We start from the raw sequence: 25,231 nt of genomic DNA, 5'->3' as shown, positions 1-25,231 counted from the left end.
GTGCCACCATGCCCCGGGCCCCTCGGCGAACGCGCCGACTGGTGGTGGTACGACCCCTTCCAACCCCAACCACCACCCACCACCAACTAAGCCCAAACAGGCTGGGGCATCAAGAAATTCGTCCGGGTGAGAAACGGATCGAAGGCGTTTGCAAGACTTCCCCGCGCGAACGCGTTCACTGGCTCTAGCGTGAGGGCGTGACAACAGCCAACCAAGCCGACGGAACATCGTCCGTCCCAAGGTCCCGCAAGATCCTGTGTGCCGTCTATGGTGTGATCGCTCTCGCCGCGCTGATTGCGACATGGCGTAACGGTGGCCCGTACGTCCACAGCGCCGCCGACTTCTTAGGCACCTTTTGGCGCGATGCCAAGGCCACGTCGGCCTCGCGTTTTGTGGCGGCCGACGCCTTGATGTTGGGTATTAGCGTCGTCATTCTGATGGTCATTGAAGCCGCGAAGCACAGCGTGCGCTTCGTCTGGCTTTACGTTGTCGGGTCATTCTTCATCGCCATTAGTGTGATGTTTCCGCTGTTCCTGATCGCCCGGGAGTTACGCATGGGTGCGTCCGACACGCCGCGCCTCCGCACAACAGATACGGCTCTGCTCGCGCTTGTCGCCGTCATGACCGCGGCCCTGACTATCTGGATCGACATGGGGTGAGGTTTGTTGGGATCGGTAGCAAACCGGCCCCTCTGTAAGGGGTCTCGATCAGACAATTACCCACACGACGGAGTCGCCGTGAGCCGAGGCATCGTCAAGCAAAGGGATCGAGGCCAAGCCGTGTCGCACTATCGCACCGTGAAGAAGATGCTCGGCGCAACGCTGCTGTCAGGCGGCGTCGCCGTGGCACTTTTGGGGGTGGGAGCCGCTACCGCCCATGCCGAGCCGTACTTCGGGCCGTGGACATGCTGCCCGGGACAGCAACAAGGACATCCCCAAGGGCCCGGTCCGGGATGCCCATTTTCGGGAGCGGGGGTTAATTGGGACACGAATGTCTGCCACACGTGGTGGAGCGTCTACTACGGGCACGGAAATGTTGGGCCCACCACTTGGGACGGCCCTGATCCACCGCCGCCGCAGGCGACGCAGAAGCCATGGTGCGGGTTTCCGTTCATGTGTTCGGGAACGCCGTAATCAGAGGGGCTGGCAGCTGTCGCCACAACATTCCGCTGCGCTGGCGGATGATGGAGGTGATCGCTCCACCTCGCACCGAGGCAAGGTAATGCCACAACCAATCGATCGCGCAGCTATCGCCGCGGACCTCGACCGAGCGCGCACCGACTTCCATCACCTCATTGAGTCGGCCAATGACGATGATTGGACCAAACCCACCAAGGGCACCATGTGGAACAACGAGGAGTTGTTGTTCCACATGGTGTTCGGATACATGGTTGTGCAACGCCTCCTGTTGCTGGTGCGCTTGTTTGACCGGCTCCCGGATTCTGTTAGTCGCGGCTATGCGCGACTGCTCAATCGGGTCACACCCGCGTTCGAACGGATCAACTTCTACGGATCGCGTTTCGCTGCTCGCATCTACAACCGAAAGCGGATGGCCGCCAAGCTAGACCGCGTGATCAGTTCGCTGCAACGCTCGCTACATCGAGCACCCGAGGACGCCTTCAGGCGTGGCATGCACTATCCCGACGACTGGGACCCGTACTTCCGCGACTACATGACGTTGGAGGATGTTTACCGCTACGCCGGTCAGCATTATGACCATCATCGGCGGCAGTTAACGCTGACGAAGCGGGCCTGAAGGCAGGGCCCTAAGGCGCCGGCGTTCCGGGCGGCACCGGACACCAGAAAAGGCCGCAATTCATCGGAAGCAGCCTGCCCTCGACAACTGTGTTGGTCTTGGTCCCGTCGCCGTTGTCGACCATCTTGTGGTACCAGTCGTGGCAGACCGACATGTCCCAGTTGACGGCGTCGGGAACCGGGCCGGTCATGGACAGGCCGCCACCCGGAATGATTCTGAAGTTGTACGCCTGCGGCAATGGTTGCCCGGGGCACCACGTGCCGCCGCCCTTGTCGGTGTCGGCGGCACCCGCTGCCGCCAGTCCCACCGCCATGCCGCCGGCCAGCAGCGCCGAGGTCATCATTCGGGTGACCGCGCGAGTGAAGTTCATCGGGACGTTCCTTCCATCCCAGTCCGGACAACCGGACACCATTTTCCGGTTCCAACCGGAATGCGTTTATTGAACTCCCGGCACGCCCTTGCGTACATAGATTTCGTCAGGCTGTTACGTCAGTGGCGAGCGGGTGGAGTCGAATTCGATGGGTAGCGTGACGGGTCCGCCGAGCGCGTTCACCGGCTTCCACGGTGCGGGTCCGGTGCGTCGGGCATTGGGCAGGCGCCGCGTCAGGACCGCCAACGCTTCAGCCAACTCGAGGCGGGCGAGATTGGCGCCGAGGCAGTAATGCATGCCGCCGCCGAACGTCTGCACGGGCGGGGCGCCCTCGCGGGTGATGTCGAGGCGGTCGGGGTCGTCGCAGACGGCGGGATCGCGGTTGGCCGCGCCGGTGTTGACGACGACGATTGTGCCGGCAGGGATTACGACGCCGGCGAGTTCGACATCCTCGACGGCCGCGCGCAACGTCACGAACGTCATCGGCGAATGCCGAATGAGCTCGTCGACGGCCTTGGCCGCCAGCTCTGGGTGCCGGCCGAGCAGGGCCCACTGGTCGGGATGATCGCACAGCACATGGACCGCGGCGCCCAATTGCAGGCGGGTGGTGTCGGTACCGGCCATCAGCAGTGCTGCGACGAGCATCCGGAGTTCGTCGGGGCTGAGCCGATCGCCGTCATCTTCGGCGCGGATCAATCCGGAGATCAGGTCATCGGTCAAGGTATGGCGACGGCGCGCGATCATGTCGTCGATGTAGGCGTCAAGCGCTTTCCATGCGGTCAGGATCGCCGGCGTCGCTTCGGCGGCGTTCCAGCCGAAGGCCTTCAAGATGTCGTCGGTCCAGCCGGAGAACAGTTCCCAGTCCTCGGCTGGCGCGCCGAGTAGTGCGCAGATGACCGGGATCGGGTACTGACGGGCGATGTCGGTAACCACGTCGCAGCGCCCGCTCGCGCTGACGTTGTCAACCAGTCCGTTGATGATGCCGACGACCGTGGTGCGCAGCCGTGCGGTCGCTTTGGGAGTGAAAGCCTTGCTGACCAACCGGCGCAGCCGGCGGTGTTCGTCGCCGTCGAGGCTGAGGATGTTGGTGGCGATGCGGTCCCACAACGGGCCGCTGGTAATACCTTGCGCGGCAAGGAACATGCCCTGCGGCACCCGGAACCGCGGGTCGCGCAGCGCGGTGTGCACGAGCTCATACGTCAGCAACTCGGGCCCGTACGGCCCCATCGCGATCGGCGCCTTGTCTCGGGCCCGCCTGATGATCGCGTGCGCCTCGTCGGGGTGTCGAGCGTTTGCGTAGTCGATTGCGGGTAGATCGGCTTCGAAAACACTTGGGCGGTTGTCAGCAAGGGTGGTCATGACTCGACTATGGGATTTCGGCAGGGCCCGATCATCGGGGAGAACTCGCAAATGCCAGGAGCGTTTGACTCTGCGGCTATGGCGACAAAGTTCGAGTAGGCCCCGCCCTGAGCGCAGAGTGAACGGGCCCGCGCACGCTGCGGACGCTCGACATACGGGATTCCCCTGATGTTTGCGGCGTCCCGCCCCGAGATGCTGGCTAGCATGACCGAAACTGATCGCGCGGAGTTGAACTGGAGCGACGTGCTGCCAACCGGGACGGTGACGCTGCTGCTCGCCGACGTCGAGGGCTCGACGCGGCTGTGGGAGACCCAGCCCGAGGAGATGACGGCCGCCTTCGCGCGCTTGGACCGGACGCTGACCGACCTGCTCGCCGCCCACGGCGGGGTGCGGCCGGTCGAGCAGGGTGAGGGCGACAGCTTCGTGGTCGCGTTCGCCCGCGCGACCGACGCGACCGCGTGCGCGTTGGAGCTGCAGCGCGCGCCGCTGGCCCCGATCCGGCTGCGCATCGGTGTGCACACCGGCGAGGTGCAGCTGCGCGACGAGGGCAACTACGTCGGACCGACCATCAACCGGACCGCGCGGCTGCGCGACCTCGCGCACGGCGGCCAGACGGTGCTTTCGGGCACCACCGAGGATCTGGTCGTCGACGCGCTCCCGGCCGATGCGTGGCTGACCGATCTCGGCAGGCACGAACTGCGCGGCGTGGCCCGTCCCGAACGGGTGGTCCAGCTCTGCCACCCGGACATCCGCAACGACTTCCCGCCACTAAGGACGTCGAAAACCGTTGTTGCTCAAAATCTTCCGGTGCAGCTCACCAGTTTCGTCGGCCGTGGCGCGGAGATCGACGATGTGCGGCAAACCCTCGCCGCCGACCGGCTGGTCACGTTGACCGGCGCCGGTGGTGTCGGCAAGACCCGGCTGGCCATCGAGGTGGCGGGCCAAATGACCGACGACGTCGACGACGGGGTGTGGTACGTCGACCTTGCGCCCATCGCCGACCCCGAACTGGTGCCGGTCACGATGGCGGGTGCCCTCGGGCTGGCGGATCAGTCCAGCCTGTCGACAACGGACACGCTCATCCGCTTTGTGGGCGGCCGTCGGATGTTGGTGCTGCTGGACAACTGTGAGCACCTCGTGGACGCGATCGCCGAGCTGACCACCGCGCTGCTGAGCGCCTGTCCGGGGCTGAGGCTGCTGGCGACGAGTCGGGAGCCGATCGGGGTGGCCGGCGAGGCGACTTGGCGGGTGCCGTCCTTGTCGTTGGACGACGAGGCCATCGAGCTGTTCGTAGACCGGGCCCGCCGGGCGCGATCCGATTTCACCATCACCGATGACGACCTTCCCGCAGTCAAGGAGATCTGCCGTCGCCTCGACGGCATGCCGCTGGCCATCGAACTCGCCGCGGCGCGGGTGCGGGCGTTGTCGCTCGACGAGATCGTGGACAGCCTGAACGACCGCTTCAGATTGTTGATCGGCGGGCGGCGCACCGCGGTGCGCCGACAGCAGACATTGCGCGCCTCGGTGGACTGGTCGCACGCGCTGTTGACGGAGCCCGAGCGGGTCTTGTTTCGCCGGCTTGCGCCGTTCATGGGTGGATTTGACCTCGCCGCCGCGCGTGCCGTCGCCGGCGGCACCGAGGTGGAGCGCTACCAGGTCCTCGACCAGCTCACCCTGCTGGTGGACAAGTCGCTGGTGGTCGCCTCTGACCAGTCGCGCACGGGCGGCAGGATGCGGTACCGGCTACTCGAGACCGTGCGCCAGTACGCCCTGGAAAAGCTCGGGGAGTCCGGGGAGGCCGATGCCGTGCGGACGCGTCACCGCGATTACTACACGGCGATGGCCGCCCAGCTCGACGCACCGGCGAGCACCGGACACCAGCGGCGCGTCGAGCAAATCGAGGCCGAGATCGACAACCTGCGCGCGGCGTTCTCGTGGAGCCTCGAGAACTGCGACGTCGAGCTGGCACTGCAGATCGCGTCGTCGCTGCAGCCGCTGTGGCTCACCCGGGGCCGCCTGCGCGGAGGGCTGAGTTGGATCGACGAGGCACTGTCCGACCTGGACACCGTCGACCGCGAGCTGGCACCGGAGGTGCTGGCGCGGGCGCTGGCCGACGCGGCGCTGTTCGACGGCTGGGTCGGCGTGCCGGAACGTCAGGAGCAGGCGAACGAAGCCCTGGCCATCGCTCGCCAACTAGACGACCCGTCCCTCCTGGTCCGCGCCCTCACCGCCTGCTGTGGCACGGCGGCGTTCAGCCCCGAACAGGCGGCAGCGTACTTCGCCGAGGCCATCGAGTTGGCACGCGACGTGGACGATAGATGGCGGCTCAGCCAGTTGCTGGGCTTTCAGGCATACGCGGCCGCCATGGCGGGCGATGCGAAAGCTTCGCTTGCGGTCGCCGAAGAAGGACGCGAACTTTCTGAAGCGATCGGTGACCGATTCGCCGCCGGTCTGTGTCGCGTGTGGGGTGTCGGCGGATCAGCCGCGGTGCTGGGCGACCTCCGAGGCGCCGAAGCAGGGTTACGGGAATTGATCGCTGACGCCGATGCTGCCGGCGACTCATTGTGCAGGTTCAACGCGTTCCTGAACCAGAGCACCATCCTCGCGTGGCAGGGCAAGACGGCCGAGGCGCGAGCGGCTGCCGACGCGGCCATCGAGTCCGCCGCCCAACTCGGCTCGGTGATGGAGGGACTCGGCTATCTGGCGTCGGGCATTGCAAACTTAGCCGCCGGCGAGGTTGCGGCCGCGAACCATGCTTTCGCACAGGGCTATAGCCGCATACCGGACGTCGCGTTTACGACGGCGAACATGCAATTTCGGGCCCAAACCGAGCTTGCCGCAGGCGATCTCGTGGCGGCCCGGTCATGGGCCGACCAAGCCGTGTCGGCAACCGCCGGATTTCACCGGACATGGGCCCTGACCACTCGCGCCCGCGTGGCACTCGCCGAGAATGACGCGGAAGGCGCCGAGCGTGACGCGCACAGCGCGTTGGCGTTGGCGGCGAATGGCGAGGAACAAATATGCGTGCCCGACATCTTGGAGTGTCTGGCTCGGTTGGCCGCGCAAGCCGAGAGCTACGCGGAGGCGGCCCGGCTGTTCGGCGCAGCGGAAGCCCTTCGGCACCGCACCGGCGAGGTCCGGTACCAGATCTACCAGGCCGACTACGAAGCGTCGGTCGCTGCCCTCCGAAGTGCCATGGACCAGAACGACTTCGACGCAGCCTGGGCCGAGGGCGCCGCACTGTCCACCGACGAGGCAATCGCCTACGCGCAACGCGGCCGCGGCGAACGCAAGCGCCCGTCCACCGGCTGGGCCGCGCTCACCCCAGCCGAACTCGACGTCGTCCGTCTCGTCAGTGAGGGCCTGGGCAACAAGGACATCGCCACAAGGCTTTTCGTCTCGCCACGCACCGTCGAGACCCACCTCACCCACGTCTACACCAAGCTGGGTCTGACGTCGCGCGTTCAGCTTGCCAAAGAGGCAGCCCGTCAAACCGGCTCTTCCTGAACGAGGCTGCACCAACTCGCGTTTTTGGGATCGGTAGCGAACCGACCCTGATGCACTCACCGGTGCAATACTCATCGTCAGCATCACAGCGTCGAGGAAAGGCGCAATGCAATGTCACACAATGACAAGGTCAAGAAGCTCTTGGTCGGCGCGCTGCTATGCGGTGGCCTCGCGGTGGGCGGTTCGTGGCTGGCCGCCGGCACCGCCCAGGCGGACAACTTCACCGTCCCGCACGACTGGTGCCCGGGCCAACCGCTGCCGATGCCGGATGTCCGTTGGGACATGAACGTCTGCCACCACTGGTATTGGGTCCCGGTCGGGGGCATGGGCAACGTCGGCCAGTTCGTGTGGGAGGGCAACGCTCCCCGGCAGCCGCTGGGTCCGCCCCCGTGCTACGGCGCCCCGATCTGCCTGCCCGGGCTGTAGCCGGCCCCTAGCCGATCAACACCGCGTACCGCGGCTTGATCACCTCGTCGATGATGGCCAGCCGCTCGTCGAACGGGATGAACGCCGACTTCATCGCATTGATGGTGAAGCGCTCGAGGTCGCTCCACCCGTAGCCGAAAGCCTCGACCAGCCGGTGCATTTCGAGGCTCATCGAGGTGTCGCTCATCAGCCGGTTGTCGGTGTTGACGGTCACCCGGAACCGGGTGCGGGCCAGCAGGTCGAACGGGTGGTCCGCGATGCTCTTGACCGCGCCGGTCTGCACGTTCGAGCTGGGGCACAGCTCAAGCGGAATTCGCTTGTCCCGCAATATCGATGCCAGCCGGCCCAGCCGGACGCCCCCGCCCTCGATCACGTCGATGTCGTCGACGATCCGCACCCCGTGGCCCAGCCGGTCGGCGCCGCAGAACGCGATCGCCTCGTGGATGGACGGCAACCCGAAGGCTTCACCGGCGTGAATGGTGAAGCGCGCGTTGTGGTCTCGCATGTACTCGAAGGCATCCAGGTGCCGCGTCGGCGGGTTACCTGCCTCGGCGCCGGCAATGTCGAATCCGACCACGCCCCTGTCGCGGAAGCGGATCGCCAGCGCGGCGATCTCTCGGGATACCGCGGCATGACGCATGGCGGTGACCAACAGGCGCACCACGATCGGCCGGCCCGCGGCGGCGCAGGCCTTCTCCCCCTCGGCGAAACCCACCAGCACCGCTTCGACGATCTCGTCGAACCACAGGCCGCGGTCGATGTGCAACTCGGGGGCGAACCGCACCTCGGCGTAGACCACCGAATCGGCGGCCAGGTCCTCGACACACTCGTAGGCCACCCGGTGCAGCGATTCGGCCGTCTGCATCACCGCCACGGTGTGCGAAAACGGCTCCAGGTAGCGCTCCAGCGAGCCGCTGTGCGACCGGGTGCGAAACCAGGTGGCCAGCTCGTCGATGTCGGTGGCGGGCAGCCCGTCGTAGCCGATCTGGCCGGCGATGTCCAGCACGGTCGACGGGCGCAGCCCGCCGTCGAGGTGATCGTGCAGCAGGGCCTTGGGCGCCTTCCTGATCTCCTCCAGACCCAGGGGTGTGGTCACGCGCCGATCCGATCGATGATCAGCGGCCGTGACACCGGTGGTGTGTCCCCGACGCTCCAGCCGCCGTCCAGCTCGGCCATCGCGGCGGCGAAGCGTTCCGGGGTGTCGGTGTAGAGGGTGAACAACGGCTCGCCGGCCGCCACCGGCTCGCCGGGACGGCGGTGGATCTTGACGCCGGCCCCGGACTGCACCCGTTCGCCCGGGCGGGACCTGCCCGCACCGAGCCGCCATGCCGTCAGCCCCACTGCCATCGCGTCGATATCGCCCATTGTGCCGCCCCGGGGCGCGGTCACGGTCTCGGAGTGCGCACCGATCGGCAACGGTATCGACAAGTCGCCGCCCTGGGCCGCGACGAGCCGCCGAAACCGGTCCATCGCGGTGCCGTCGCGCAGCGTCTGCGCGGGTTCGGCGCCGTCGACCCCGGCGAGCTCGAGCATCTCGGCGGCCAGCCGCAGCGTCAGCTCCACCACGTCGGGCGGCCCGCCGCCGGCCAGCACTGCCAGGGACTCGGCCACCTCCAGCGCGTTGCCGACGGCCGCGCCCAGCGGGGCGTTCATGTCCGTCAGCAGCGCGCGCGTCGGCACCCCGTGCGCGGCGCCCAGCTCGATCATGATGTGCGCCAGCTCGCGGGACTGGGCCTCCGACGCCAGCAACGCCCCCGAGCCCACCTTCACGTCGAGCACCAGCGCCGCCGCGCCCTCGGCCAGCTTCTTGCTCATCACCGAGCTGGCGATCAGCGGCAGCGACTCGACGGTCGCGGTGATGTCGCGCAGCGCGTACAGCTTGGCGTCCGCGGGCGCCAGCTGGCCGGCGGCGAAGATCGCCGCGCCGACGTCGACGAGCTGTTCGCGGACCCGCTGGTTGGACAGCCGGGCGGTGAACCCGGCGATGGATTCCAGCTTGTCCAGGGTGCCGCCGGTGTGCCCGAGCCCGCGGCCCGACGCCTGGGGCACCGCCGCACCACAGGCCGCGACGACGGGCACCAACGGCAGCGTGATCTTGTCCCCGACCCCGCCGGTGGAGTGCTTGTCCACGGTGGGCAGGCGCCGTCCGTCGCGGCGCAGGTCGGCGAAGTCCAGCCGCTCGCCCGACGCCAGCATGGCCGCCGTCCACGCCGCGATCTCGCCGCGGTCCATGCCGCGCAGCACGATGGCCATCAGCAGCGCCGCCATCTGTTCGTCGCCGACCCGGCCGTCGGTGTAGGCGTCGATCACCCACGCGATGGCCGCATCGGACAGCCTGCCGCCGTCGCGCTTGGTCCTGATCACCGTCGGCGCGTCGAATGCCAAGTCGGTCAAGGGCGTTCCCGCGGCAGGTCGGCGCCGAACGCGTCGGGCAGCAACTCGTCGAGGCGGCGCGGCCCGGCCGGGTGATCGATCAGCAGCCCGGGCCCGCCGTGCTCCAGCAGCACCTGGCGGCAGCGCCCGCACGGCATCAGCGGGGATCCCCGCCCGTCCACGCACGCCAGCGCGACCAGCCGCCCCCCACCGCTCGAATGCAGGGCGCACACCACACCGCACTCCGCGCAGAGACCAAGGCCATATGAGACGTTCTCCACATTGCAGCCGGTGACCACGCGGCCGTCGTCCACCAACGCGGCCGCGCCCACCGGGAACCGCGAGTACGGCGCGTAGGCTCCCGTCGCCGCTTGAATCGCGCTGTCCCGCAGCGCATTCCAGTCGACATCGTCCATACCGCAACCCCCGCTCACCGATGGGCTGGCTTCCTGGGCCGGCTTTTGCAGCCACCCTAACTCCGGCACGACACGGGCCTGTGGCCGGATCGTCGTCCTACCACGGCGCATCGCGGCCGGGCTAAGCTCGGTTGCCCGGCTTGTTCACGAAGGCGGTGGGAACTTCAGTGAGTGCACAGACGACAACCGCGGACCCGGCCACACCGGCGCCCTCGCGCAAGCGGCGGCCACCGCGGACGCTGTACCGGGGGGATCCCGGCATGTGGTCGTGGGTGCTGCACCGCATCACCGGCGCGACGATCTTCTTCTTTCTGTTCGTCCACGTGTTGGACACCACCCTGGTCCGGGTGAGTCCGCAGACCTACAACGAGGTGGTCGCGACCTACAAGACGCCGATCGTGGGCCTGATGGAGTTCGGCCTGGTCGCCGCGGTGCTGTTTCACGCGCTGAACGGGGTCCGGGTCATCCTGATCGACTTCTGGTCGCAGGGCCCGCGCCACCAGCGGCTGATGCTGTGGATCGTCGGCGTCGTCTACCTGCTGCTCATGGTTCCGGTCGCGGTGGCGATGGGCATCCACATGTGGGAGCAGTTCCGATGAGCTACCGCCCGGCCAGCCTGGACAACCCGCGCTCGCCCCGCCGTCGCGCCGGCATCCCCAACTTCGAGAAGTTCGCGTGGCTGTTCATGCGGTTCTCCGGCGTGGTGCTGATCTTCCTGGTCGTCGGGCACCTGTTCGTGATGCTGATGTGGGACGACGGCGTGTACCGCATCGACTTCAACTATGTGGCGCAGCGCTGGGCGTCGCCCTTCTGGCAATTTTGGGACCTGACGCTGTTGTGGCTGGCGCAGCTGCACGGCGGCAACGGCCTGCGCACCATCATCGACGACTACAGCCGCAAGGACGGCACCCGGTTCTGGCTGAACAGCCTGCTGCTGCTGTCGATGGGATTCACCCTGGCGCTGGGGACCTACGTGCTGGTGACCTTCGACCCGAACATTTCCTGATCGAGGGAGGCGACCCGGTTGCTGCACCAACACCGATACGACGTGGTGATCGTCGGCGCGGGCGGCGCGGGCATGCGCGCGGCCGTCGAGGCCGGTCCCCGCGTGCGCACCGCGGTGCTGACCAAGCTGTACCCCACCCGTAGCCACACCGGCGCAGCCCAGGGCGGCATGTGCGCCGCGCTGGCCAACGTCGAGGACGACAACTGGGAATGGCACACCTTCGACACCGTCAAGGGCGGCGACTACCTCGCCGACCAGGACGCCGTGGAGATCATGTGCAAGGAAGCCATCGACGCGGTGCTCGACCTGGAGAAGATGGGGATGCCGTTCAACCGCACCCCCGAGGGCCGCATCGACCAGCGCCGCTTCGGCGGGCACACCCGCGACCACGGCAAGGCCCCGGTGCGCCGGGCCTGCTACGCCGCCGACCGCACCGGCCACATGATCCTGCAGACGCTCTACCAGAACTGCATCAAGCACGACGTGGAGTTCTTCAACGAGTTCTACGCGCTGGACCTGGTTTTGACGCAGACGCCGAGCGGACCGGTGGCCACCGGGGTGGTCGCCTACGAGTTGGCGACGGGCGATGTTCATGTCTTCCACGCCAAGGCCGTCGTGATCGCGACCGGCGGTGCGGGCCGCATGTACAAGACCACCTCCAACGCGCACACGCTGACCGGCGACGGCATCGGCATCGTGTTCCGCAAGGGACTTCCGTTGGAGGACATGGAGTTTCACCAGTTCCATCCGACGGGGCTGGCCGGGCTGGGCATCCTGATCTCCGAGGCCGTCCGCGGCGAGGGCGGCCGGCTGCTGAACGCCGACGGCGAACGGTTCATGGAGCGCTACGCCCCGACGATCGTCGACCTGGCGCCGCGCGACATCGTCGCCCGCTCGATGGTTTTGGAGGTTCTGGAGGGCCGCGGAGCGGGACCGAACAAGGACTACGTCTATATCGACGTCCGCCATCTCGGCGAGGACGTGCTCGAGGCCAAGCTGCCCGACATCACCGAGTTCGCCCGCACCTACCTGGGTGTGGACCCGGTGCACGAACTGGTGCCCGTCTACCCGACGTGCCACTACCTGATGGGCGGCATCCCGACCACCGTAACCGGACAAGTGTTGCGGGACAACACTTCCGTCGTCCCGGGCCTGTACGCGGCCGGCGAGTGCGCGTGCGTGTCGGTGCACGGCGCCAACCGGCTGGGCACCAACTCGCTGCTGGACATCAACGTCTTCGGCCGCCGCGCCGGCATCGCCGCGGCCTCGTATGCGCGGGGTCACGACTTCGTCGACATGCCGCCGGAGCCGGCTGCGATGGTGGTGGGCTGGGTTGCCGACATCCTCTCCGAGAACGGCAACGAGCGCGTCGCCGACATCCGGGGTGCGCTGCAGCAGACGATGGACAACAACGCCGCGGTATTCCGCACCGAGGACACGCTGAAGCAGGCGCTGACCGACATCCACGCGTGCAAGGAGCGCTACTCCCGAATCTCCGTGCACGACAAGGGAAAACGCTTCAATAGCGACCTGCTGGAAGCCATCGAGCTGGGCTTTCTGCTGGAGCTGGCCGAGGTCACGGTGGTCGGCGCCCTGAATCGCAAGGAGTCCCGCGGCGGGCACGCCCGCGAAGACTATCCGGACCGCGACGACGTCAACTACATGCGCCACACCATGGCCTACAAGCAGGGCACCGATCTGCTGTCCGACATCGCGCTGGACTTCAAGCCCGTCGTACAGACCCGCTACCAACCCAAGGAACGGAAGTACTGATGGCTCTTGAACCAGACGTCGACACTTCCGCGCCGCCCCTGCCGCCCGTCCCGGAGGGCGCGGTGATGGTGACCGTCAAGATCGCCCGGTTCAACCCCGAAAACCCGGACACGTACGCCGATTCCGGTGGCTGGCAGAGCTTTCGGGTACCCTGCCTGCCCAGCGACCGGGTGCTCAACCTGCTCATCTACATCAAGAGCTACCTCGACGGCACGCTGACGTTCCGGCGTTCCTGCGCGCACGGGGTGTGCGGGTCGGACGCGATGCGCATCAACGGCGTGAACCGGCTGGCGTGCAAGGTGCTGATGCGCGACCTGCTGCCCAAGAAGCGGGCCAAGTCGCTGACCGTCACGGTCGAACCGATCCGCGGGCTGCCGGTGGAGAAGGACCTCGTCGTCGACATGGAGCCGTTCTTCGAGGCCTACCGCGCGGTGAAGCCATACCTGATCACCACCGGCAACCCGCCGACGCGCGAAAGAATCCAGAGCCCGGCCGATCGCGCCCGCTACGACGACACCACCAAGTGCATCCTGTGCGCGGCGTGCACCACCAGCTGCCCGGTGTTCTGGCACGAGGGCAGCTACTACGGTCCCGCCGCGATCGTCAACGCGCACCGCTTCATCTTCGACAGCCGCGACGAGGCCGCCGCGGAGCGCCTCGACATCCTCAACGAGGTCGACGGCGTGTGGCGATGCCGGACCACGTTCAACTGCACCGAATCCTGCCCGCGCGGGATCGAGGTGACCAAAGCCATCCAGGAGGTCAAGCGCGCGATCATGTTCTCGCGTTAGTTCGGCGAGCAGACGCAAAAGCCCCTCATATCGGCACGAAATGGGGGCTTTTGCGTCTGCTCGCCACACTTTGGGCGCGCTCATCTGCGCGGGTCACACAGCTCGTGATGGCTGCTTTGGTTGCCCCCCAACCGTTTTGCCTCATACATCGCGGCATCGGCGGCGGTGATCAACTCCCCCAGCAGCGATTGCGGTTCGGACGCGGTGTCTTCGAGATGGGCGCAGGCCGTGCCGATGCTGGCGGTCACCCCCGCCGCCGACGCCGCGATGGCGCGACACATCTGCGCGGCCAACGACTCGGCGTTGCACGTCTTGGAGGTGCCGGCCAGCAGGAATTCCTCGCCGCCGCTGCGCGCCACCACCGCCTGGTCGTCCGACGCGGACAACAGCGCCTGAGCGACCTGAACCAGTGCGCGGTCCCCCGCGGCGTGACCGAGGCGGTCGTTGATCGCTTTGAAGTGGTCGAGGTCGATCAGCATGACCACCAGGTGGGAGTCGATGCCCCGGCGGGCCAACACCATCCCCAACGCCTCGTGCTGAAAGGTGCGCCGGTTCAGCAGGCCCGTCAACGGATCCCGGTCGGCTTGCAGCAGGTCTCCCGTCAAGGCGCGCATCAGAATGCGAATGGCCAGCGGCAGCGCGATGTTGACCTCGATTACCAGCCACAGATCCACCCCGGCGAGGCTGGGGTGTCCGGACCTCGCCAGCGACAACGCCTCCCAGGATCCGACCGCGGCGGCGACCGCGAAGTTGTACAGCACGAATCCCGTGGTGTGAAAGAACGCCATGTAGGCGCCGAAGGTCGCGAAGGCAATGCAGCCGATCAGCGCGGCGAGCGGGTTCGGGTGTGCCAGGCATGCCAAGGCGACGGCGGTGTTGCAGGTGATGGCGAATGCGATTGACTGCCCGCGCGTCGGCCAGCGCCACGCCCACAGCGCGACGCCCGCCACCCCGCCGGCGACGGCCGCCCACGTCATCGCCACCGGCACCGCCCCGCGCGGACCGTCGGAGCCGCCCAGCAGCGCGAGCAGGCACAACACCATCGACGCCGAGATCAACGCCATCACGGCCCGGGTGGCGCCGCTGATGCCCCGCGACGCGAGGTAGCCGGAGAGCCAGTCGTACTGATCGGCCCGCCGGCTAAACAGCGCGGTCATCGTTGACTCCCAATCGCCACCACCGCTCATCGACGCTCATCGACGTCGAAAGGCTAGCCGCATGCTACGGCGCTCCCGCGGCCCACGAGGCAGAAGCCATCGAAGTCACCCATCGCGCTGACCGCGCTACGCGCCGCGAGCGTGCGCAGTTGTACGCCATTTACGGCGTGGCGCCGTACAGACACGCACGCTCGCGGAGAGGGGTGGGGGCGCGTCACACTTTGCGTGCCCGTCTCGTCTGAGGGATATGACACAGAAAACCCGCATCGAGCCCCTGCCCCCCAACCGCGCCGGCCTGCTGACCCGCGTCATGTACCGGGTCGCCAAGCGGCGCTACGGCCAGGTCCCCGAACCATTCGCCGTGTCCGCGCATCACCGCAAGCTGCTGATCGCCGGCGCCGTGCACGAGACGATGGTCGACCGGGCGTCCAAGACGCTTCCGGCCAGCGTGCGCGAGCTTGCCGTGTACTGGACCGCGCGCCAGATCGGCTGCTCGTGGTGCGTCGACTTCGGGTCCATGCTGCAGCGCCTCGACGGCCTGGACATGGAGCGGCTCAAGGACATCGACAATTACGCCACCTCACCGGCATTCAGCGACGACGAGCGCGCCGCCATCGCCTACGCCGACGCGATGACGACCGACCCGCACACCGTCACCGACGAGCAGGTCGCCGACCTGCGGGCCCGTTTCGGTGATGCCGGGGTGTTCGAGCTCACCTATCAGGTCGGTCTGGAGAACATGCGGGCGCGGGTGAACACCGCCCTGGGCATCACCGAGCAGGGCTTCAATTCCGGTGACGCCTGCCGTGTTCCGTGGGCCGACGAAACGCAGGTCCTGAGCTGACTAACGCTCTTGCGCCGGGGTGATCTCGATGTAGGCGGTCGGCATACCGAACGCCGCGCTGCCCTTGTCCAGACTGCGCTCGAATAGCCTCATCGGCAGGCTCCAATTGCCCGCGATCACCTTGTCCGCGTGCGCATGTTCGGACTCGGGCAGGATTCGGGCCGTCCCGGCAACCGCCTGCCCTTTGGGCTTGCCGCGGAGGCTGCAGGGCACCACCACGACGCGCTGATTGTTCTTGATTCGCTTGACCTTTCCGGTGGACGGATCGGTTCGCACATAGATCTTCCCGTCGGCGACACCGTGATTGATCGGGCTCGGCATCGCCTCGCCGGAACGCTTGAACGTCACCAACAAGATCTGCCGCGTGTTTTCGAAACCGGCGAAGTCGTTGCCTTGCGGAGTCAGAGCGTCGAAGGCGCTGCGGTGGCGCAGCTTGTCCATGCCCCGGAACATCAGTTTGCCCATCGCCTCGGCGACCCTGCCCGCCATGACTCAGGGCCGCCCACGCCGCAGGGGGGAGCCGGTGAACTTGTCGGGATTGGCGATATCCCATAGGGCGCAGACCTTTCCGTCGCGCACCGTCATCGCCATCACCCGCGGGCACATCTCCCGGTAGCCGTCGCTTGCGGGGAAGCCCGCCGTGTAGATGCCCAGCTCGCCGTTGACCAGCCCCAGCTCGTAGGCCGTGAAGAACTCCGGGCCGTAGCGGCGGGCCAGGCCGAGCATGAACCGCACCACCTTGTCCGGCCCGTGGATGACCTGAACGGCCGTGGGCGCCTTGCCATTCGAATCGCCGGTGAAGATCACGTCGGGATGCAGCAGCGCAACCACGGTCTCCACGTCGCCGGCGGCCATGGCGGCCATCAGCTTCCCGACCGCCTCGGCGTGTGACGGGTCGGGTTCCGGGGGCGGCTCGGCGGCGACCGCCTTGCGGGCCCGCGACGCCAGCTGCCGGGCGGCGGCCTCGTTGGTACCCAGCACCTCGGCCACCTCCGCGAACGGCACCGCGAACCCGTCGTGCAGCACGAACGCGACCCGCTGGTCGGGGGTGAGCCGCTCCAGCACCACCATCGCCGCGAACCGCGCGTCCTCGGCGGCCACCACCGCGGACAGCGGGTCGGCCCGATCGAGGCCGGTGACCACCGGCTCGGGCAGCCAGTTGCCGGTGTAGGTCTCGCGACGGTGCGCCGCCGACCGCAGCTTGTCCAGGCCGAGCCGGCTCACCACGGTGGTCAGCCAGGCCCGCAGGTCGACGATCGCATCGTCCCGCCCGTGCCAGCGCAGCCACGCCTCCTGCACGATGTCCTCGGCATCGGCGACGGTGCCGGTCAGCCGGTAGGCGACCGCCATGAGATGCGGCCGCAACTCTTCGAACTCACTGACCTGCTGCGCTGCGGTCATATCAGCGAGCCTAGCGTTACGCTCACCGACAACATGACTCGCAATCTCTGGCTGCACTTCACCCGGCACGGCCCGGACTTCACGCCGCCGGTCATCGTGCGCGGCGACGGCGTCACCATCTTCGACGACCGCGGCAGGAGCTACCTGGACGCGCTGTCCGGCCTGTTCACCGTGCAGGTCGGCCACGGCCGCGCCGAGCTCGCCGAGGTCGCGGCCCGGCAGGCCGGCACCCTGGCGTTCTTCCCGCTGTGGGGATATGCCACCCCGCCCGCCATCGAGCTCGCCGAGCGCCTCGCGCGCTACGCGCCGGGCGAGTTGAACCGGGTGTTCTTCACCACCGGCGGCACCGAGGCCGTCGAGACCGCGTGGAAGGTGGCCAAGCAGTACTTCAAGCTGACCGGCAAACCCGGTAAGCACAAGGTGATTTCGCGCTCGGTCGCCTACCACGGCACCACGCAGGGCGCGCTGGCGATCACCGGGCTGCCGTCGTACAAGGCGCCGTTCGAGCCGGTGACGCCGGGCGGTTTCCGGGTGCCCAACACCAACTTCTACCGCGCGCCGGAACCGTTCCACACGGACGTGAAGGCCTTCGGGCAGTGGGCCGCCGACCGGATCGCCGAGGCCATCGAGTTCGAGGGGCCCCAGACCGTCGCGGCGGTGTTCCTGGAACCGGTGCAGAACGCCGGCGGCTCCATCCCGCCCCCGCCGGGCTACTTCGAACGGGTCCGCGAGATCTGCGACTCCTACGACGTGCTGCTGGTCTCCGACGAGGTGATCTGCGCGTTCGGCCGGATCGGGTCGATGTTCGCCTGTGACGACTTCGGCTACGTGCCCGACATGATCACCTGCGCCAAGGGGATGACGTCGGGCTACTCGCCGATCGGCGCGATGATCGCCGGCGACCGGCTGTTCGAGCCGTTCGACGACGGCGCGACGATGTTCCCGCATGGCTACACCTTTGGCGGGCACCCGGTTTCGGCCGCCGTGGCGCTGGCCAACCTCGACATCTTCGAGCGCGAGGGCCTCAACGACCGTGTCAAGCAAAACGCACCGGCCTTCCGCGCCACGCTGGAGAAGTTGTACGACCTGCCGATCGTCGGCGACGTTCGCGGCGAGGGATACTTCTACGGCGTCGAGCTGGTTAAGGACCAGGCGACCAAGCAGACCTTCAGCGACGAGGAGCGCCGGGCGCTGCTGGGCCGGGTGTCGGCGGCGCTGTTCGAGGCCGGATTGTATTGCCGCACAGACGATCGCGGCGACTCCGTCATCCAGCTGGCGCCGCCGCTGATCAGCGGTCAGGCGGAGTTCGACACCATCGAGGCCGCCCTGCGCGGCGTGCTAAGCGAGGAGTCCCGTCGGCTTTGACCGCGAAACTGCAACTGGCGACACATCGCCCGAGTGGCCCCGTCGGTAGTTGCAGTCTCGCGGGAGGTTAGCCGACGGCGAGGATCCGGTTGACCTCGTAGGCGGCCAGCAGCACCTCCCGGGAATGCGCCGCCGTCGGGCTGCTCACCATCCGCGTCTGCGCGTTACACAGCCAGGCGAGCGCGGACCGCAGGTCGGGGTCGGTTGCGGCATCGCGATGCTGCTTCAGCTCCTCCAGCACCTGGTCGGACCCGGAGCTGCGCACCTGGGTCCCCTTCTCGACCTGCTTCAGCAGTCGACTCAGCGGCCGGGGGCCGGATTCACCAGCGCCATCCCGGGGGCCCAACCACCTCGACCACAACCGATCTTTCGGAATAGAGGTCAGCGTAGTGGTTCGGCGCCGTCCGCGCGCGCCGGGGCGGGTTTTGTAACATCCGTCCCATCAGTCACAGCGCGGCTTCGCGGAATTGGGCCGCCGATCGCCTAGTCTGCTCAAACAATGAGCCTGTCACGTTCCGCGTCATGCCTGGCAGCGGCGGTTTTCATGGCCGCCGCGCCGATCGCCGCGCCGCTCGCCGCGCCGATCACGCCGCCCGCCAACGCCGAGCCCGCCCCCGGGCCCAATGCCGGCCCCGCCGCTTGCCCGTACAAGGTGACGACCCCGCCGGCGGTGGACTCGTCGGAGGTCCCCCAGGCCGGTGACGCGCCGGTCCCGCTGGCGGTGCCCCCCAAGCCGGTCGGCGGCGACGCGCTGGGCGGCTGCGGCATCGTCGCCGCGCCCGACACCCCGCCGCTGCCGGGCGACGTCTCCGCCGACGCCTGGCTGGTGGCCGACCTGGACAGCGGCGCCGTGATCGCCGCGAAGGACCCGCACGGCCGTCACCGGCCGGCCAGCGTCATCAAGGTGCTGGTGGCGATGGCGTCCCTGAACGCGCTGCCGCTCAACAAGTCCGTCGTCGGAACGCCCGAGGACGCGTCGGCCGAGGGCACCAAGGTCGGCGTGGACGACGGCGGCACGTACACCGTCAACCAGTTGCTGCATGGGCTGCTGATGCACTCCGGCAACGACGCGGCGCACGCGCTGGCCATGCAGCTGGGCGGGATGCAGCAGGCGCTGGAGAAGATCAACGTGCTCGCCGCCAAGCTCGGCGGCCGGGACACCCGGGTGGCCACGCCGTCGGGACTGGACGGTCCCGGCATGAGCACGTCGGCCTACGACATCGGGCTGTTCTACCGGTACGCCTGGCAGAACCCCACCTTCGCCGACATCGTCGCCACCCGGACGTTCGACTTCCCCGGCCACGGCGACCACCCCGGCTACGAGCTGGAGAACGACAACCAGCTGCTCTACCAGTACCCCGGCGCGCTGGGCGGCAAGACGGGCTACACCGACGACGCCGGCCAGACGTTCGTCGGCGCGGCCAACCACAACGGGCGACGGCTGATGGCGGTGCTGCTGCACGGGACCCGGCAGCCGATCGCCCCGTGGGAGCAGGCGGCGCACCTGCTGGACTACGGGTTTTCCACCCCGACCGGCACCCAGGTCGGCAACCTGGTCGAGCCCGACCCCTCGCTGATCGCCACCAGGCCCGACGCCGCGGCGGACCGGCAGGGCAACGGCGCCCAGGCCGGCGGGATCCTGCCGTCGGCCGACGCGCTGCCGGTGCGGGTGGGCGTCGCCGTGATCGGAACGATCGTCGTGTTTAGTTTGATCATGGTCGCTCGCTCGATGAACCGCCGACCGCAGCACCGATGACGACGCGGCCCGCCGTCTCGCGGCGGGGCCTGCTGGTCGGGCTGACCGCCGCCAGCGTCGGCATCGTCTACGGCTACGACCTGTCGATCATCGCCGGGGTGCAGCTGTTCGTCACCGAGGACTTCGGGCTCACGACTCGGCAGCAAGAACTGCTGACGACGATGGTGGTGATCGGCCAGATCGCCGGGGCGCTCGGCGCCGGCGTGCTCGCCAATGCGATCGGGCGCAAGAAGGCGATCGTGCTGATCGCCGTCAGCTACGCGCTGTTCGCGCTGCTGGGCGCGCTCTCGGTCTCGCTGCCGATGCTGTTGGCGGCGCGACTCCTGCTGGGCCTGAGCATCGGCGTGGCGGTGGTGGTCGTCCCGGTGTACGTGGCGGAATCGGCCCCGGCCGCGGTGCGCGGCTCGCTACTGACGGCCTATCAACTGGCTATCGTCGGCGCGCTGATCGTCGGCTATCTGACCGGTTACCTGCTGGCCGGCACCCACAGCTGGCGGTGGATGCTGGGGCTGGCAGCCGTGCCCGCAATGCTGTTGCTGCCCTTGTTGATTCGGCTGCCCGACACCGCCCGGTGGTACATGCTGAAGGGCCGGGTCGACGACGCCCGCCGGGTATTGCTGCGCATCGAGCCGGACGCGCGCGCCGACGAGGAGCTGGTCGAGATCGCCCGCGCCCTGAGCGAGGGCAGCGCCGGTTTCTCCGAGATGCTGGCCGAGATGCTTCGACGGCCGTACCTGCGGGCCAGCGCCTTCGTGGTCACGCTCGGCTTCCTGACCCAGATCACCGGCATCAACGCGATCATCTACTACAGCCCCCGGATATTCGAAGCCATGGGCTTCACCGGAAATTTCGCGCTGCTGGGGTTGCCGGCGCTGGTTCAGGTCGCCGGCCTGGCGGCCGTGTGCACCTCGCTGCTGCTCGTCGACCGGCTGGGCCGGCGCCCGATCCTGTTGTGCGGCATCGCGATGATGGTCGCCGCCGACGTCGTCCTGATGGCCGTGTTCGCCCGCGGCCAGCTCGGCGGCGCGGGACTGGTGGTCGGGTTCGCCGGCATATTGCTGTTCATCGTCGGCTACACCATGGGCTTCGGCTCCCTGGGCTGGGTGTACGCCAGCGAAAGCTTTCCGTCCCGGCTACGGTCCATCGGGTCGAGCGCGATGCTGACGTCCAACCTGGTCGCCAACGCGATCGTCGCCGCCGTCTTCCTGACGATGCTGCATTCGCTCGGCGGCGCAGGGACTTTCGCGGTGTTCGCCGTTCTGGCCGTGGCCGCGTTCGGCTTCGTCTACCGGTTGGCCCCGGAGACCAAGGGACGCCAGCTCGAGGAGATAAGCCACTTCTGGGAAAACGGCGGCCGATGGGATTGATCGCCGCGGGCACGGTCGTCCTCGACGGGCGGGTCTGCCGGCCCGGATGGGTGGAGACCTCCGACGCGCCGATCGTCGCGTGCGGAGCGGGTGCACCGCCGCGGCGGGCCGACGACGATTTCCCGGATTGCGTTGTGGTGCCGGGCTTTGTCGACATGCACGTGCACGGTGGCGGCGGCGGCTCGTACCTGCGGGCCGGGGAAATCGCCGAGACCGCCGCGTTCCACCAGGCGCACGGCACCACCACGACGCTGGCCAGCCTGGTCACCGCCCCTCCCGCGGAACTGCTCGACGGCGTGCGCGCGCTGGCCGACGCGACGCGGCGGGGCACCGTCGCGGGCATCCACCTGGAGGGGCCGTGGCTGAGCGCGGCCCGGTGCGGGGCGCACGACCCCGCCCAGATGCGCGACCCCGACCCCGACGAGATCGACGCCGTGCTCGCCGCGGGTGCCGGGACCATCCGGATGGTCACGCTGGCGCCCGAGCGGCCCGGCAGCGACGACGCGATCCGACGCTTCGTGGACGCGGGAGTCGTTGTCGCCGTGGGACATACGGACGCGACCTACGAGCAGACCCGACACGCAATCGCCCTGGGCGCCACGGTCGGCACGCACCTGTTCAATGCGATGCCGCCGCTGCACCACCGCGAGCCCGGGCCCGCGCTCGCGCTGCTACAGGACCCGCGGGTGACCCTCGAGCTCATCGCCGACGGCGTGCACGTGCACCCCGCGATGGTGCGCGCGGTGATCCGCGCGGCCGGGCCGGACCGGGTCGCGGTGATCACCGACGCCGTCGCGGCGGCCGGCTGCGACGGCGGCGCGTTTCGACTCGGCTCGGTGCCGATCGAGGTGGTCTCCGGTGTGGCGCGGGTGCGCGGAACCTCGACGATCGCCGGCAGCACCGCCACCATGGATCGGCTGTTCCGCGCGGTGAACGCCGTCGCCGGCGATCGCGACCCCGACGCGGCGCTGGCCGACGCGGCGCGGATGACCTCCGCGACACCGGCGCGGGCCCTGGGCCTGAAGCGGGTGGGCAGTCTGCGGGAGGGCTACGAGGCCAATCTCGTTGTGCTGGACCGGGATTTGCGGGCCAGGGCCGTGATGGTGCGCGGCGGTTGGCGGGATGAGGAGCGTAAATGGCCTGGCTCGTCCTGATCGCGTCGGGGTGCCTGGAGGCGGTGTGGGCGACCGCCCTGAGCAAGTCCGACGGCTTCTCGCGGCTCGGCCCGTCGCTGGTCTTCGGTGTCGCGCTGGCGCTTTCGATGATCGGGCTGGCGATCGCGATGCGCACCCTGCCGGTCGGCACCAGCTATGCGGTCTGGGTCGGCGTCGGCGCCGTGCTCACCGTGGCGTACGCGACGCTGACCGGCGACGAACCGGCATCGTTGATCAAGCTGGTGCTGATCGCCGGGATCGTGGCCTGCATCGCGGGCCTGAAGGTCGTCGGCTAACGGCGGATGAACCGGGTAAACCGGGAAAGGGCCAGCGCGCCAACGGCTCCCGCGGCCACCGCGGTCAGCGTCTGACGGGGACTGGGCCCCTCGTGCAACTGCACCCGCGGCGCGATGACCGCGGGCGCCGGCGGCTCGACGGCCCGGGCGCGCGGGTCGGTCGAGGCGGTGGCGGCCCACGCGGCCGAGAACAGCACCAGATAGCCGGTGATGTAGGCGAACACCATCAGGCCCAGCACCGGACCGAACACGGCCCCGGCCGGGCTGCGCACCACCGCCTGCAGGTAGATCGACCCCACCTGTTTGAAGAGCTCGAAACCGATCGCCGCGATCAGCCCGGCCCGCATCGAGGCGACCAGGCTCACCTTTTCACGCGGCAGCCGGGCGATCATCCAGGTGAACAACAGCCAGGAGATCAACCACGACACCACCAGCGAAACGATCCTGAAGATCAGGTCGAACACCGAAAACTCGGGTATCCCAAGCCACCTCAGGACCGCCGACATCGGCCCGGAGTGGGCCAGCGCGCTCAACGCGACGGTGCCCATCAGCACCAGGAAGGTGCCCAGCATCGCCAGCAGATCGGACAGCTTGTTGCGCAGGAAACCCGGCGAGTCGATGCGCTGCTCCCACCACATCTCGGTCAGCGCCTGCCGCAGATGCGATATCCAGCCCAGCCCGGCCCACGCCGCGGTCGCCAGGCCGATGACACCGACCGACGCCCGCGCGTCGATGGCCGAGTTCATCAAGTCGACCAGCTGCTGGCCCAGCGCCCCGGGCACGGAGGCATGGATGCGGCCCTGAATCGTGCTCAACAGCTGGTGCCGCCGCGACAGCGTGTACCCCGCGATCGCGAAAGTGACCATCAGCAAGGGAAATAACGCGAAGATCGTGTAATAGGACAGGCCCGCCGCGAAGAAGCTGCCGTTGCGGTCGTCGAAGCGCCCGTAGGCGCGCATCACGTGGTCGAACCAGCCGAACCGGGCCCGCAGCCGATCCAGGAACCCAGGCTCGGCCGGCTCGGTCATGGTGAATCCTGCTACCTCCGGTGCGGAAGGAACCCCAGCCGATCGTAAACCCGCTGCACCGTTTTCCCGGCCACATCCTGGGCGCGCTCCGCGCCGGTCGCCAGCACCGCCTCCAATTCGGTGCGGTCGGCCATCAATTCGTCGACCCGGGCCTTGATCGGCCTGACGAACTCGACGACGGCCTCGGCGGTGTCCTTCTTCAGGTCGCCGTAGCCGCGCCCGGCGTAGCCGTCGACGAGCTTGTCGATGTCGGCCCCGGTGACCGCCGACTGGATGCTCAGCAGGTTCGACACGCCCGCCTTCGCCTCGGTGTCGAACCGGATCTCGCGCTCGCTGTCGGTCACGGCCGAGCGAATCTTTTTGGCGGACAAGGCCGGATCGTCGAGCAGGTTGATCAACCCGGCGTCGGTGGCCGCCGACTTGCTCATCTTCGACGTCGGGTCCTGCAGGTCGTAGATCTTGGCGGTCATCTTGGGGATCAGCAGGCCGGGAACCACGAAAGTGTCCGGGAAGCGGGCGTTGAAGCGCTGCGCGACGTCACGCGCCAGCTCGAGGTGCTGCCGCTGGTCCTCGCCGACGGGCACCAGGTCGGTGTCGTAGGCCAGCACGTCGGCGGCCTGCAGCACCGGGTAGGTGAACAGGCCGACGGTGGTGGAGTCGCTGCCCTGGCGCACCGACTTGTCCTTGAACTGCGTCATCCGCGACGCCTGCCCGAAGCCGGTGAAGCAGCCCAGCACCCACGCCAGCTGGGTGTGGGCGGGCACCTGGCTCTGCACGAAGACGGTGCTGCGCTCCGGGTCGATGCCCAGCGCCAGGTACTGGGCGGCGGTCACCAGCGTCCGGCGCCGCAGCGCGTCGGGATCCTGAGGGACCGTGATGGCGTGCAGGTCGACGACGCAGAAGAACGCCTCGTATTCGTCCGGGTGGTCGTCCTGCAGCGCGACCCACTGGGTGATGGCGCCCAGGGCGTTGCCGAGGTGCAGCGAGTCTGACGTGGGCTGCACGCCGGAGAAGATCCGGCTGCGTCCGGTGGCGGTGCTCATGATGTCCCGATCCTTTCACGCAGGGCCGATTCGAAGGCACCGGC

At 68.3% G+C, this 25,231-nt stretch carries 25 protein-coding genes and 1 pseudogene; 15 read left to right on the top strand and 11 right to left on the bottom strand.

Annotation, left to right across the window (positions count from 1 at the left end; genetic code table 11):
• The 3 genes from OQ968_RS17780 to OQ968_RS17770 all read left to right on the top strand — a co-directional run.
• The coding region (locus OQ968_RS17780) for a hypothetical protein (RefSeq protein WP_324680232.1) at positions 1-90 on the top strand (90 nt) is incomplete at its 5' end.
• A 107-nt stretch (positions 91-197) separates the two neighbouring features.
• Positions 198-659 carry a DUF2834 domain-containing protein gene (locus OQ968_RS17775; RefSeq protein WP_324680200.1) on the top strand — a complete coding sequence of 154 codons (462 nt, stop codon included), beginning with the start codon at positions 198-200 and terminating at the stop codon, positions 657-659.
• 562 nt (positions 660-1,221) lie between these two features.
• Positions 1,222-1,755, top strand: coding sequence for a DinB family protein (locus tag OQ968_RS17770; RefSeq protein ID WP_324680198.1), 534 nt, complete (start codon positions 1,222-1,224; stop codon positions 1,753-1,755).
• Positions 1,756-1,765: 10 nt separating this feature from the next.
• Here OQ968_RS17770 and OQ968_RS17765 read toward each other — a convergent pair whose 3' ends face one another.
• Positions 1,766-2,125 carry a hypothetical protein gene (locus tag OQ968_RS17765; RefSeq protein WP_324680197.1) on the bottom strand — a complete coding sequence of 120 codons (360 nt, stop codon included), beginning with the start codon at positions 2,123-2,125 and terminating at the stop codon, positions 1,766-1,768.
• 114 nt (positions 2,126-2,239) lie between these two features.
• The gene (locus OQ968_RS17760; protein ID WP_324680195.1) at positions 2,240-3,484 is read right to left on the bottom strand and encodes a cytochrome P450; all 1,245 of its coding nucleotides are present in this window, start codon (positions 3,482-3,484) and stop codon (positions 2,240-2,242) included.
• 204 nt (positions 3,485-3,688) lie between these two features.
• Between OQ968_RS17760 and OQ968_RS17755 the strand changes: the two genes are divergently transcribed.
• Both OQ968_RS17755 and OQ968_RS17750 read left to right on the top strand, forming a co-directional pair.
• Positions 3,689-6,991, top strand: a complete 3,303-nt coding sequence (locus OQ968_RS17755; protein ID WP_324680193.1) for a LuxR C-terminal-related transcriptional regulator — start codon at positions 3,689-3,691, stop codon at positions 6,989-6,991.
• 111 nt (positions 6,992-7,102) lie between these two features.
• On the top strand, positions 7,103-7,417 hold the full coding sequence (locus OQ968_RS17750) for a hypothetical protein (RefSeq protein WP_324680191.1): 315 nt from the start codon (positions 7,103-7,105) through the stop codon (positions 7,415-7,417).
• Between the two features lie 7 nt (positions 7,418-7,424).
• Here the strand turns inward: OQ968_RS17750 and OQ968_RS17745 are convergent, their stop codons facing one another.
• From OQ968_RS17745 to OQ968_RS17735, 3 genes are read right to left on the bottom strand one after another with little or no spacing between them, the layout of a single operon-like run.
• Positions 7,425-8,513, bottom strand: a complete 1,089-nt coding sequence (locus OQ968_RS17745) for an adenosine deaminase (protein ID WP_324680189.1) — start codon at positions 8,511-8,513, stop codon at positions 7,425-7,427.
• Positions 8,510-9,811 carry a thymidine phosphorylase gene (locus OQ968_RS17740; protein ID WP_324680187.1) on the bottom strand — a complete coding sequence of 434 codons (1,302 nt, stop codon included), beginning with the start codon at positions 9,809-9,811 and terminating at the stop codon, positions 8,510-8,512. Before OQ968_RS17740 ends, OQ968_RS17745 begins: the two co-directional genes overlap by 4 nt.
• Positions 9,808-10,206, bottom strand: coding sequence for a cytidine deaminase (locus tag OQ968_RS17735; protein ID WP_324680185.1), 399 nt, complete (start codon positions 10,204-10,206; stop codon positions 9,808-9,810). The genes OQ968_RS17740 and OQ968_RS17735 overlap by 4 nt, the downstream gene beginning before the upstream one ends.
• 260 nt (positions 10,207-10,466) lie before the next feature.
• Here OQ968_RS17735 and sdhC point away from each other — a divergent pair, with 260 nt between their 5' ends.
• The 4 genes from sdhC to OQ968_RS17715 are packed head-to-tail and all read left to right on the top strand — an operon-like array spanning position 10,467 to position 13,776.
• The gene (gene sdhC / locus OQ968_RS17730; RefSeq protein WP_324680230.1) at positions 10,467-10,805 is read left to right on the top strand and encodes a succinate dehydrogenase, cytochrome b556 subunit; all 339 of its coding nucleotides are present in this window, start codon (positions 10,467-10,469) and stop codon (positions 10,803-10,805) included.
• On the top strand, positions 10,802-11,212 hold the full coding sequence (locus OQ968_RS17725; RefSeq protein ID WP_324680183.1) for a succinate dehydrogenase hydrophobic membrane anchor subunit: 411 nt from the start codon (positions 10,802-10,804) through the stop codon (positions 11,210-11,212). The genes sdhC and OQ968_RS17725 overlap by 4 nt, the downstream gene beginning before the upstream one ends.
• An 18-nt stretch (positions 11,213-11,230) precedes the next feature.
• The gene (gene sdhA / locus OQ968_RS17720) at positions 11,231-12,985 is read left to right on the top strand and encodes a succinate dehydrogenase flavoprotein subunit (protein WP_324680181.1); all 1,755 of its coding nucleotides are present in this window, start codon (positions 11,231-11,233) and stop codon (positions 12,983-12,985) included.
• A complete protein-coding gene (locus OQ968_RS17715) occupies positions 12,985-13,776 on the top strand; it encodes a succinate dehydrogenase iron-sulfur subunit (protein WP_324680178.1) in 792 nt (263 codons plus the stop codon). The genes sdhA and OQ968_RS17715 overlap by 1 nt, the downstream gene beginning before the upstream one ends.
• A gap of 80 nt (positions 13,777-13,856) precedes the next feature.
• Here the strand turns inward: OQ968_RS17715 and OQ968_RS17710 are convergent, their stop codons facing one another.
• Positions 13,857-14,933 carry a GGDEF domain-containing protein gene (locus OQ968_RS17710; RefSeq protein WP_324680176.1) on the bottom strand — a complete coding sequence of 359 codons (1,077 nt, stop codon included), beginning with the start codon at positions 14,931-14,933 and terminating at the stop codon, positions 13,857-13,859.
• A 214-nt stretch (positions 14,934-15,147) separates the two neighbouring features.
• On the opposite strand from OQ968_RS17710, the pseudogene OQ968_RS17705 reads away from it, so the two are divergent.
• Positions 15,148-15,777, top strand: a pseudogene (locus OQ968_RS17705) (carboxymuconolactone decarboxylase family protein); the annotation flags it as partial.
• On the opposite strand, the gene OQ968_RS17700 reads toward OQ968_RS17705, so the two are convergent.
• Together OQ968_RS17700 and OQ968_RS17695 are read right to left on the bottom strand one after the other, a co-directional pair.
• Positions 15,778-16,266, bottom strand: coding sequence for a PPOX class F420-dependent oxidoreductase (locus tag OQ968_RS17700; RefSeq protein ID WP_324680174.1), 489 nt, complete (start codon positions 16,264-16,266; stop codon positions 15,778-15,780).
• A 3-nt stretch (positions 16,267-16,269) separates the two neighbouring features.
• Positions 16,270-17,178 (bottom strand): sigma-70 family RNA polymerase sigma factor, encoded by a 909-nt coding sequence (locus OQ968_RS17695; RefSeq protein ID WP_324680172.1) that lies wholly within the window; start codon positions 17,176-17,178, stop codon positions 16,270-16,272.
• Between OQ968_RS17695 and OQ968_RS17690 the strand changes: the two genes are divergently transcribed.
• Positions 17,179-18,543, top strand: a complete 1,365-nt coding sequence (locus tag OQ968_RS17690) for an aspartate aminotransferase family protein (RefSeq protein WP_324680228.1) — start codon at positions 17,179-17,181, stop codon at positions 18,541-18,543. It begins immediately after the preceding gene.
• 67 nt (positions 18,544-18,610) lie between these two features.
• Here OQ968_RS17690 and OQ968_RS17685 read toward each other — a convergent pair whose 3' ends face one another.
• The gene (locus tag OQ968_RS17685) at positions 18,611-18,847 is read right to left on the bottom strand and encodes a hypothetical protein (RefSeq protein ID WP_324680226.1); all 237 of its coding nucleotides are present in this window, start codon (positions 18,845-18,847) and stop codon (positions 18,611-18,613) included.
• 195 nt (positions 18,848-19,042) lie between these two features.
• On the opposite strand from OQ968_RS17685, the gene OQ968_RS17680 reads away from it, so the two are divergent.
• The 4 genes from OQ968_RS17680 to OQ968_RS17665 are packed head-to-tail and all read left to right on the top strand — an operon-like array spanning position 19,043 to position 23,116.
• The gene (locus tag OQ968_RS17680; protein ID WP_324680170.1) at positions 19,043-20,299 is read left to right on the top strand and encodes a D-alanyl-D-alanine carboxypeptidase family protein; all 1,257 of its coding nucleotides are present in this window, start codon (positions 19,043-19,045) and stop codon (positions 20,297-20,299) included.
• Positions 20,296-21,666 carry a sugar porter family MFS transporter gene (locus tag OQ968_RS17675; protein ID WP_324680168.1) on the top strand — a complete coding sequence of 457 codons (1,371 nt, stop codon included), beginning with the start codon at positions 20,296-20,298 and terminating at the stop codon, positions 21,664-21,666. Before OQ968_RS17680 ends, OQ968_RS17675 begins: the two co-directional genes overlap by 4 nt.
• On the top strand, positions 21,657-22,820 hold the full coding sequence (nagA, locus tag OQ968_RS17670) for an N-acetylglucosamine-6-phosphate deacetylase (RefSeq protein WP_324680166.1): 1,164 nt from the start codon (positions 21,657-21,659) through the stop codon (positions 22,818-22,820). The genes OQ968_RS17675 and nagA overlap by 10 nt, the downstream gene beginning before the upstream one ends.
• On the top strand, positions 22,802-23,116 hold the full coding sequence (locus OQ968_RS17665; protein ID WP_324680164.1) for a multidrug efflux SMR transporter: 315 nt from the start codon (positions 22,802-22,804) through the stop codon (positions 23,114-23,116). The genes nagA and OQ968_RS17665 overlap by 19 nt, the downstream gene beginning before the upstream one ends.
• Here the strand turns inward: OQ968_RS17665 and yhjD are convergent.
• Together yhjD and trpS are read right to left on the bottom strand one after the other, a co-directional pair.
• Positions 23,113-24,144, bottom strand: a complete 1,032-nt coding sequence (gene yhjD / locus OQ968_RS17660) for an inner membrane protein YhjD (protein ID WP_324680162.1) — start codon at positions 24,142-24,144, stop codon at positions 23,113-23,115. The genes OQ968_RS17665 and yhjD overlap by 4 nt on opposite strands.
• Before the next feature lie 11 nt (positions 24,145-24,155).
• Positions 24,156-25,187 (bottom strand): tryptophan--tRNA ligase, encoded by a 1,032-nt coding sequence (trpS, locus tag OQ968_RS17655; protein ID WP_324680160.1) that lies wholly within the window; start codon positions 25,185-25,187, stop codon positions 24,156-24,158.
• Between the last annotated feature and the right edge of the window lie 44 nt (positions 25,188-25,231).

Origin of the sequence: Mycobacterium sp. 663a-19, from assembly GCF_035616495.1 — a bacterium.
GTDB lineage: Bacteria > Actinomycetota > Actinomycetes > Mycobacteriales > Mycobacteriaceae > Mycobacterium.
The sequence above is the reverse complement of the archived record's forward strand: the minus strand, read 5'-3'. Positions and strand labels throughout refer to the sequence as shown.